The following is an 8,353-nucleotide window of genomic DNA, read 5'->3' as shown; positions in this document are numbered from 1 at the left end:
GGGGCCCTCGTCCGGGTCCGGCCGCGGGGGGGGGGGGGGGGCGCCCCCGGCCCGGGGGGCCCCGGGGCCGGGGACGACGACGGCCCGCAGGCCCGGGTCGCCGGAGCGTACGAACCGCTCCTCGTCCTTCTTCAGCTGCGCCATCCCCTGGAGGTCGAAGACGGTGGCCAGCGGGGCGATCCGCTCCTCGACGCCGGTGGTGCGGCCGTCCCGCAGGATGGTGTCGAAGACCTCGGTGACCGCCGTGATGCCCGCGCGCAGGCCGTGGTTGGCGTAGATGACCAGCTTGGCGCCTGCGGCGTGCAGCTCGTCGGCCGTGATGGTGTGGTAAGTGGTGGGGACGACGACGACCGGCAGCGGCGCCCGCCACCGGCTGAGGAACTCCAGCACCGGTGCGGGAGAGGCGCCCTTGGCGTGGATCAGGATCGCGTCGGCGCCCGCCTCCGCGTACGCTTCGCCGCGCGTGAGCGCCTCGTCCATGCTGTGCCCGGCGATGAGGGCCTCGATCCGGGCGATGACGGCGAAGTCGCGGTCGGACCGGGCCGCGGTGGCAGCCTCGATCTTGCCGCAGAACTCCTCCAGCGGGCACAGTTCCTGCCGTCCGGGAACGAAGCTGTTGACCTTTGGGAAGACCTTGTCCTCGATGCTGACACCGGCCAGCCCGGCAGCCTCGTACCGCCGGATCAGGTGCATGACGTTGAGGGCGTTGCCGTATCCGGTGTCGCAGTCGGCGACCACCGGGATGTCGACCGCGCCGACGAGCGAACTGGCGACCGCGTGCAGCTCCGCCATGCTCAGCAGGTCGGTGTCGGGCAGCCCCTGGGAGGCGGAGATCTCCAGCCCGCTGGACCACACGCCGTCGAAGCCGGCCCGCTGGGCGAGCCGCGCGCCGAGCGGATTGTGGGCGCCGACGATCCGCACCACTCCCGGGCGTGCCAGCAGTTCCCGTAGCCCGGCCGTTCCGGCCGTCCTGCGCCCAAGTCCCTTGACGGGCTCCATATCGCCTCTGCTCTCTTTGTGTTCCGAGTCGTTCTCGTGGTCGGTGCGCCCGCGGTCTGTCGGGCGGCGTCACCCGTAGTCGAAGGTGTCCGGATCAGGTCCCCGGCGCAGGCCGGTGTCCAGGGAGTCGACGGCTGCCATCTCCGCGTCGTCGAGGGTGAAGCCGAAGACCTCGGCGTTCTGCGCGAGATGCGCCGGGTCGGCGGACCGGGGAATGACCGCGTGACCCGACTGGAGGTGCCAGCGCAGCACCACCTGAGCCGTGCTCAGTCCGCGCCGGCGGGCGAGGGCGGTGAGCTCCGGCAGGTCCAGCAGGCCCTGGCCGGAGCCGAGTGGGCTCCAGGCCTGAGTGACGATGCCGTGTTCGGCGTGGAAGGCGCGCAACTCCCGCTGCGCGAACAGCGGATGCAGTTCGACTTGGTTGACCGCGGGGACGACGTCGCACTCGGCCATGAGGCGGCGCAGATGCTCGGCGGTGAAGTTGGAGACACCGATGGCGCGGGCCCGTCCCTCGGCGTGCAGACCCTCCAGGGCTTTCCAGGTCTCGACGTAGCGTCCGCGCATGGGCAGCGGCCAGTGGATCAGGTAGAGGTCCACCCACTCCAGGCCCAGGCGCTCCAGGCTCTGGTCGAAGGCCCGGCGGGCCTCGTCGGTCCCGTGGTCGGCGTTCCACAGTTTGGTGGTGACGAAGACGTCCTCGCGGGGCAGGCCGCAGGCGCGCAGCCCCGTGCCCACCCCGCGCTCGTTGCGGTAGCTGGTGGCGGTGTCGATGCTCCGGTAGCCGGTGGTCAGCGCGGTCTTGACGACCGTCTCGGTGTCACTGTCCGGGACCTGCCAGGTGCCCAGCCCCAGCGTGGGCATCCGGGCCCCGGTGTTCAGGGTGACCGCGGGGGGCGTCATGCGGCACCCGACAGGCCGAGGTCGACCGGGAGCTCGTAGCAGCCGTGCAGATGGGTCGTGGTGCGGTAGCGGATCTCGTCGGCGGGGACGGCCAGGCGCAGGTCCGGGTAGCGGGTGACCAGGTGTTCCAGGACGACCTCCAGTTCCAGCCGGGCGAGCGCGACGCCCAGGCACACGTGGATGCCGTGGCCGAAGGCGAGGTGGCGCGGGTTGCGCGGCCGGTCCGGATCGATCTCCTCCGGCGCGGGGAAGGCAGCCGGGTCCCAGTTCGCCGCCTGGACGGAGGTGATGACGCCTTCGCCCGCGCCGATGGTGACGTCGCCGATCCGGACGTCCGCCACAGCCGCCCGGCGCGGCGAGTCGCGGACCACGGCGTGGTAGCGCAGCAGTTCCTCGACCAGGGCCGGTATGACGGACGGGTCGCGGCGGGCGCGTTCGGCGAGTTCGGGGCGTTGGATGAGGGTCAGGGCGCTGAGTTCGATCATGTGGGCCGTGGTGGAGAACCCGGCGAACAGCAGCAGCGCCACAAACGACACCAGGTCGAGGTCGCTGAGGCTGGGGTGGTCGGTCATCAACTTGCTCAACAGGTTGTCGTCGGGCTCCGCCCGCTTCTGCTCGATCAGCTTCATGACGTACTCGAGCAGTGCCAGCTTCGCCTGGTCGCGTTCGGCGGACTCCAGGTCGTCGTGGGCCAGGACGAGGCGCACGTTGCGTTCGAAGAAGTCCAGCGCGTCGGCGGGTACGCCCAGCAGCAGGCTGATCGCCAGGGCCGGGATGGGGGTGGCGAACTCCGTCACGAAGTCGAACGGCTGGGGCAGTCGTTCGACGGCCTCACAGCGGGCCAGCGTGATGCGTTCGATGTCCGGTCGCAGCCGGCGGATGCGCCGGGGCGTGAACTCGCCCGCGACCATGCCACGCAGCTCGGTGTGGAGCGGCGGGTCGGCATGCGTCATGCTCATCGGCAGGTCCGTGCCGCCGGGCAGGTTCCAGCGCGGGAAGCCCGCGGAGCGGGGATTGGCGCTGAACCCCGAGTGCGTGAGGATCTCGCGGACCAGTTCGTGCGTCGTGGCCAGCCAGGCCCAGCTCCCGTCCGGCAGGGCCACCTTGGACAGCGGGGCCGAGCGCTGGAGGCCGTCCGTTCCCGGGGGCGGGGCGAACGGGCATCCGTCGGGGGCGCCCTGGGGCAGCGGGGGGAGCGCGGTCACGTCCGGACCGGTGTCAGTGGTCATCGTTGTCGTCCTTCGTACGGTGGGTTGTCCGGGGTGCGGCCCCGGTACCGGCGTGGCCGTCCGGCCGGCTCACCAGGTCACGACCGTGGCGCACGCGGCGGTGCCGCCGCCGAGGCCGGCCAGCAGCACCCGGTCGCCCCGGTTCAGGCGCTGGTGCTGAGCCTCGTGGGCCAGCGTCAGCGGGATGGAGGCTGCACTGGTGTTGCCGAAGCGGTGGGCTGTCGTGGCGACCTTCTCCGGCGGCGCGTCGATCCACTTGGCGCACAGCTCCACCATCCGGCCGCTGCCCTGGTGCAGCACGAAGCGGTCGATGTCGGCGAGCATCAGTCCAGCCTCGGCGCAGGCCTGCTCCACCACCACCGGGAACGCCTCCTCGGCCCATGCGACGACCGCACGGCCCTGCATCTCGAAACGGTCGGCGAGCGGGTCCGCGGTGTCGCGCAGGGGAAGGGCGCTGCCGCCGCCGCGCACCCGCACCAAGTCCAGGTGTTCCGGCTGGCAGCGGGCGACGAGCCGGACGGCATCGTCCTCGGAGCGCGCCGGGCCGAGCACGACGGCGCCGGCGCCGTCGCCGAAGAGGCTGACAGTGCGGCGGTCGCGGCGGTTCATGAGGGCGGAGTACTTGTCGGCGCCGACGACCGCCACCGGTCCGCGTCGCCGCCAGCCCTCGGCAGCGCCCAGGCCGTACAGGAAGCCCGCGCACACGCCGTTCACGTCGAACGCGGCGATTCCGGAGATGCCCAGCTCGGCCAGGACGAACGCCGCCGTCGGCGGCTGCGGCTGGTCCGGCGTGGAGGTGCACACCACCACGGCCGCCAAGTCGTCGCCGGCGAGTCCGGCGTCGTCCAGCGCCTGTTCCAGAGCGCGAGCGGCGAGTACCGAGGTCGGCTCGTCGTCTGCCGCGTACCGCCGTTCGTCCACTCCGGTGCGGGCGGTGATCCATTCGGGGGTCACTCCGCACCAGCGGGCGACGGTGTCGTTGTCGACGCGCCGCTCGGGCACGTACCAACCGAGGCCTGTGACCCGCAGGGGGGCGCCGGGCGGGTGCGGGAGCACAGGGGGCGGTGCGTTCATCGATCCACCTCGTAGACCTTCTGCAAAGTGCGCGCGGTGATCCGGGCGGGGACGGCGTACCGGCCCGGGAGCTGTCTGCCGGGCTCGCCCGGGGGGTGCAGCAGGGCCCGGGCGACAACCGCGGCCTGGACCTCCGCACACCGCACGGCCGCGTCCCCGCAGCGGAACCGGTTCAGCAGGTACAGGGCGGGGAAGCCGGGGGCTTCCAGGCGGAGGCCGAGCCGGCCGTGCCGCAGCATGTCCCGCACCGGCGGCGGCAGGTGCTCGGAGGTGTCCCGGTAGCCGGTGGCGGTGATGACCGTGTCGAACTTGTCGCTGCTGCCGTCGGTAAACCGGACGGCGGTCTCCCCCAGTTCGGCCACGCCCGGGTAGGGGGTGAGCCGGCCGTGCGCCAGGTGGGCGAGGAAGTGGTCGCTGAGCACGGGCGTGGCGGCGGCCAGCGGTGTCCGCGGCTCCTCCAGCCCGTAGTCGCGGTAGGAACCCACAATCCGGCGGACCACCGCCTGGGTCCCGGCGGCCACCAGCGGGCCGAGCACCGGCGTGTGGCGCAGACCGCCGTCGGAGGACCGGTCGACGGGCCGGCCCAGGAGCATTTTGGGGAGGTACCACTTCGGCGTGCGGATGCTGATTCCCACGGCGGCCGCCGTACCGGTCAATTCGCAGGCGATGTCGACGGCGGACGCGCCGTTGCCCACGACCAGGACGCGCTGCCCGCGGTGGGCGTCGGCGTTGCGGTAGCGCGCGGAGTGCAGCCGGGCGTAGTCGGTGCGGGCCGCCGTGGGCACGTCCGGCGCGTGCGGCTCGCCGCTGTGCCCGGTGGCGTCGACAACCACGTCGAACGTCTCCTCCCGCGCACCGTCGGGGGTGTCGTACCGCACCAGCCAGCCGCCCCCCGGCTGCGCGGACACCGAGGTGACCGGGCAGCCCCAGCGGCGTTCGGTGGCCGGGCACCGCCCCGCGGTCTCGGCGAGGTAGGCCGCGTAGCGGGTGTGGTGCACGAAGTGCACGCCCGGGGCGGCGTCGATGCGGGTGCCGGTGAAAGCGCTCGACTCCCGGGAGGTGTTGAGGTACAGGGCATCGTAGACCCGGCTGCGGCGCGAGTGGGCGTTCCACAGGCCGCCGGCCTCCGTGTCCTCGGAGAACCAGTGCCGGGTGGAGTGTTCCGGCAGGACCCTGCCCAGCTCACGCATCACCGCGATGCCGAAGACCCCGGAACCGATGACGCAGATCCTCATGAGGGCTGCCCCTCCGCCGGGGCCGCGAACAGCTCCGAGCCCTTGCGGTTGCGGTACAGGCGCTTGGCGTAGTCGTAGGCGGGGACCTCGATGTAGCGATAGAGAGGGACGGCCAGCAGGATGATCAGGCCGAAGTACGCGGCCATGACACCGGCCTTCCACAGGGGTCCGCCGAGTGTCGTTTCCGGCACCTCCAGTACGGACGACAGCCAGCGCAGCAGGAAGGGCGCAGTCGGCAGGAACACCAGCAACTGGATGGCGTACATGCCGTACGACAGCTTCCCCAGTTCGACGAAGAGCTTGCGGCGCAGCAGCGAGGGGCGGCCGTCGAGGTCCGCCTGGGCCAGGGCGACCACCAGCACCGCAAGGGGAACCAGGCCGATCGCGGTGCGCTGGAGCGGGCCGGGCGTGTAGGTGCCGATGGCGTAGGCGACGGCGCACAGCGTCCACGCCCAGCCGGGCCGCACCCGGGGCAGCACCCCTCGAGTGAGCAGCACGCAGGCGATCATGCCGACCAGGAACTCCAGGAAGCGGTAGGGCGGGAAGGGCAGGGTGAACCAGTAGGCGAGGTCGCCCCCCTTGGAACCGGTGCTCATGAACGTCTCGTGGCCCGGCAGGTCGCCGACCGTGAAGTAGTGCATGACGTACAGGGGCAGCGAGAACTCCAACAGGACGGCCGTGCCCAGCAGCCACCACAGGGTGCGGGTGCCGAGACGGCGGACCAGGAACAGGGCCAGCGGGAAGAGGAGGTAGAAGAACGCCTCCGTGCTGAGCGACCAGGTCACGGGGTTCACGCCGTGGTAGATGTCCTGGAAGGGCACCCAGGACTGGAGCAAGGTGAGGTGCAGGACGATGTTGCCGGTGCTGATCGGCATGCCGATGAGCAGGATGGCGGCGATCGCCAGCACGGAGGTGACGAAGTAGACCGGGAACAGCTTGCCGACCCGTTTGGCGCAGAAGTTGGCCATGCTGGTGCCCGGCAGGGTGGTCAGGGCCAGCACGAAGCCACTGAGGATGAAGAAGCTGCCGACGGCGAAGTTGCCGCTCATGGTGAGCCATTGGGGCCGGTGCAGAGACGCGAATTCCAGCCCTCCGCCGTCGGCGAAGACCATCTGGAACGTCGAGTAGTGGAAGCAGAAGACCAGGATGGCGGCCAGCCCCCGCAGCCCCGTCAGGGAATCCAGCAGCGCGGGTGGCCCGGGCCGCTGTGGGCCCGGTTCGGCGGCGGTCCGCTCGGGAGGTGGCTGCGGGGGCCGGGCCTGTTGGGGGATCACCATCGTGGAACGTCCGTTTCTGCCGGTGTCAGGGCTGAGTGGAGGCGGGGCGGGCTGGGTCACCGGGTGAGGACCAGCGCGGTGTTGTGTCCGCCGAAGCCGATCGAGGTCGACAGGGCGGTGGGCCGGCCCACCTGACGTGGCCGGTGCCGGACGAGGTCGAGGTCGATGCCGTCGCCCGTCCGGGTCAGGTTGCGTACGGGGGGCACCAGCCCGTCGCGCAGCGCCAGCACCGTGGCCACCGCCTCGACCGCACCGGAGGCCCCGAGGAGGTGACCGGTGCACGACTTCGTCGCGGTGACGGCCGGCTGGTGGCCACCGAAGACCTGCCGCAGGGCGCGGCTCTCGGCGAGGTCCCCGACGGGAGTGGCGGTTCCGTGGCTGTTGACGTGTCCGATGTCCCCCGGGGTCAGCCCCGCGTCGCGCAGGGCGTCCGCGACGCAGCGGGCGGCGCCGGTGCCCTCGGGGTCGGGGGCCATGATGTGGTGGGCGTCGGAGGTGACGGCCGCGCCCAGCAGCGTGCCCAGCGCCCTCGCACCACGCGCCTCGGCGTGTTCGGGGCGCTCCAGGACCAGCATCCCGGCTCCTTCCCCCAGCACGAAACCGTCCCGGTCCGCGTCGAACGGCCGGCTCGCGGCTTCGGGATCGTCCATACGGCAGGACAGGGCGCGCAGTTGGGCGAAGCCGGCCAGCGTCATCGGGTGCAGGCAGGACTCGGCGCCGCCGGCCACCACCACATCGGCCCGGCCGAGCCGGATCAGGTCCAGGGCCACGGCGATGGCCTCCGTGCCCGAGGCGCACGCGCTGACGGGGGTGTGCGCCCCGCCCCGGGCGCCGAGGCGCAGGGCTACGGTGCCCGCGCAGGCGTTGGGCATCAGCAGGGTCATCAGGTACGGGTTGATGCGTCGGGGGCCCTCCTCACGCAACACGGTGGCCTGCCCGGGGATGGCGCGCGCCCCGCCGATGGCGGTGCCGATAACGACGGCCAGCCGCTCCGGTTCCACCGTGTCGGCCTTGGCCTGCTCCCAGGCCTCCTCGGCCGCCACCAGGGCCAGTTGCTGCACCCGCTCCAGGGTCCGGGCGGTGACCCGGTCCAGGCGGCCCGCGATGTCGGCCCGCCCGGCCAGCCGAGTCGGCAGCGGCGCGAAGTCCGGCTCGGCCAGGAGCCCGACACCCGACCGCCCGGCGAGCAGCGCCTGGTGCACGTCCTCGGCGCGGCTGCCGACGGGGGCGACCGCTCCGACGCCCGTGACGACGGCGCTCACGACGCGGCCTGTGGTGCCTGCGGCGCCTCCAGGTGGTCGAGTACCGCACTGACGGTACGCAGTCCGGCGGAGATCTCATCGGGAATGTGGACGCCGAAGCGGGTCTCGCAGGCGACCATCAGCTCGATCTTGGCCACCGAATCGATGTAGAGGTCCTCGACCAGGTCGGCTTCGGGGACGACCTCGCTCTCCGGCAGTCCGGTGATCTCCGCGATGAGCGCGCCCATCCGGCGCAGGTTGTCCTGGCGCGAACCGGGCGAAGCGGCTCGCTCCGCCGGGGACGCCTCGGTGGCCGCTGGGCCGGTCTGGTGGTGGGTGGTGTCGGACGCGGTCATGGGTGACTCCCGTCGAGAGGTGGGGTGTGCGCTGGGTGGGCC

Annotated in this window: 8 protein-coding genes; all 8 read right to left on the bottom strand. The window is 72.2% G+C overall.

Going from position 1 to position 8,353, the window contains the following annotated elements; genetic code table 11:
• Positions 1-999, bottom strand: a 999-nt coding sequence (locus AB0G32_RS16645) for an isocitrate lyase/phosphoenolpyruvate mutase family protein (protein ID WP_361163161.1), incomplete at its 3' end; no start/stop codon positions are given.
• Between the two features lie 69 nt (positions 1,000-1,068).
• A complete protein-coding gene (locus AB0G32_RS16640; RefSeq protein ID WP_361163159.1) occupies positions 1,069-1,899 on the bottom strand; it encodes an aldo/keto reductase in 831 nt (276 codons plus the stop codon).
• A complete protein-coding gene (locus tag AB0G32_RS16635; RefSeq protein ID WP_361163157.1) occupies positions 1,896-3,128 on the bottom strand; it encodes a cytochrome P450 in 1,233 nt (410 codons plus the stop codon). The genes AB0G32_RS16640 and AB0G32_RS16635 overlap by 4 nt, the downstream gene beginning before the upstream one ends.
• A gap of 69 nt (positions 3,129-3,197) precedes the next feature.
• Positions 3,198-4,202 carry a ketoacyl-ACP synthase III gene (locus AB0G32_RS16630; RefSeq protein WP_361163155.1) on the bottom strand — a complete coding sequence of 335 codons (1,005 nt, stop codon included), beginning with the start codon at positions 4,200-4,202 and terminating at the stop codon, positions 3,198-3,200.
• Positions 4,199-5,437 carry an NAD(P)/FAD-dependent oxidoreductase gene (locus AB0G32_RS16625; protein WP_361163153.1) on the bottom strand — a complete coding sequence of 413 codons (1,239 nt, stop codon included), beginning with the start codon at positions 5,435-5,437 and terminating at the stop codon, positions 4,199-4,201. The genes AB0G32_RS16630 and AB0G32_RS16625 overlap by 4 nt, the downstream gene beginning before the upstream one ends.
• Positions 5,434-6,714: an acyltransferase gene (locus AB0G32_RS16620; protein WP_361163151.1), complete on the bottom strand. Its 1,281-nt coding sequence runs from the start codon at positions 6,712-6,714 to the stop codon at positions 5,434-5,436. Before AB0G32_RS16620 ends, AB0G32_RS16625 begins: the two co-directional genes overlap by 4 nt.
• A 56-nt stretch (positions 6,715-6,770) precedes the next feature.
• Positions 6,771-7,976 carry a beta-ketoacyl-[acyl-carrier-protein] synthase family protein gene (locus tag AB0G32_RS16615; RefSeq protein ID WP_361163150.1) on the bottom strand — a complete coding sequence of 402 codons (1,206 nt, stop codon included), beginning with the start codon at positions 7,974-7,976 and terminating at the stop codon, positions 6,771-6,773.
• Positions 7,973-8,311, bottom strand: coding sequence for an acyl carrier protein (locus tag AB0G32_RS16610; protein WP_361163148.1), 339 nt, complete (start codon positions 8,309-8,311; stop codon positions 7,973-7,975). Before AB0G32_RS16610 ends, AB0G32_RS16615 begins: the two co-directional genes overlap by 4 nt.
• Positions 8,312-8,353: the final 42 nt, after the last annotated feature.

It is taken from the genome of Streptomyces sp. NPDC023723 (assembly GCF_040639815.1).
In the GTDB taxonomy this organism is placed as follows: domain Bacteria; phylum Actinomycetota; class Actinomycetes; order Streptomycetales; family Streptomycetaceae; genus Streptomyces.
This window is presented reverse-complemented; position numbering and strand designations above follow the sequence as displayed.

Excerpts from the sequence above, each read along its gene's own strand:
- AB0G32_RS16635 (WP_361163157.1), bottom strand. The coding sequence starts at position 3,128 with ATGACCACTGACACCGGTCCGGACGTGACCGCGCTCCCCCCGCTGCCC.
- AB0G32_RS16610 (WP_361163148.1), bottom strand. The coding sequence starts at position 8,311 with ATGACCGCGTCCGACACCACCCACCACCAGACCGGCCCAGCGGCCACC.
- AB0G32_RS16640 (WP_361163159.1), bottom strand. The coding sequence starts at position 1,899 with ATGACGCCCCCCGCGGTCACCCTGAACACCGGGGCCCGGATGCCCACG.
- AB0G32_RS16625 (WP_361163153.1), bottom strand. The coding sequence starts at position 5,437 with ATGAGGATCTGCGTCATCGGTTCCGGGGTCTTCGGCATCGCGGTGATG.
- AB0G32_RS16620 (WP_361163151.1), bottom strand. The coding sequence starts at position 6,714 with ATGGTGATCCCCCAACAGGCCCGGCCCCCGCAGCCACCTCCCGAGCGG.
- AB0G32_RS16630 (WP_361163155.1), bottom strand. The coding sequence starts at position 4,202 with ATGAACGCACCGCCCCCTGTGCTCCCGCACCCGCCCGGCGCCCCCCTG.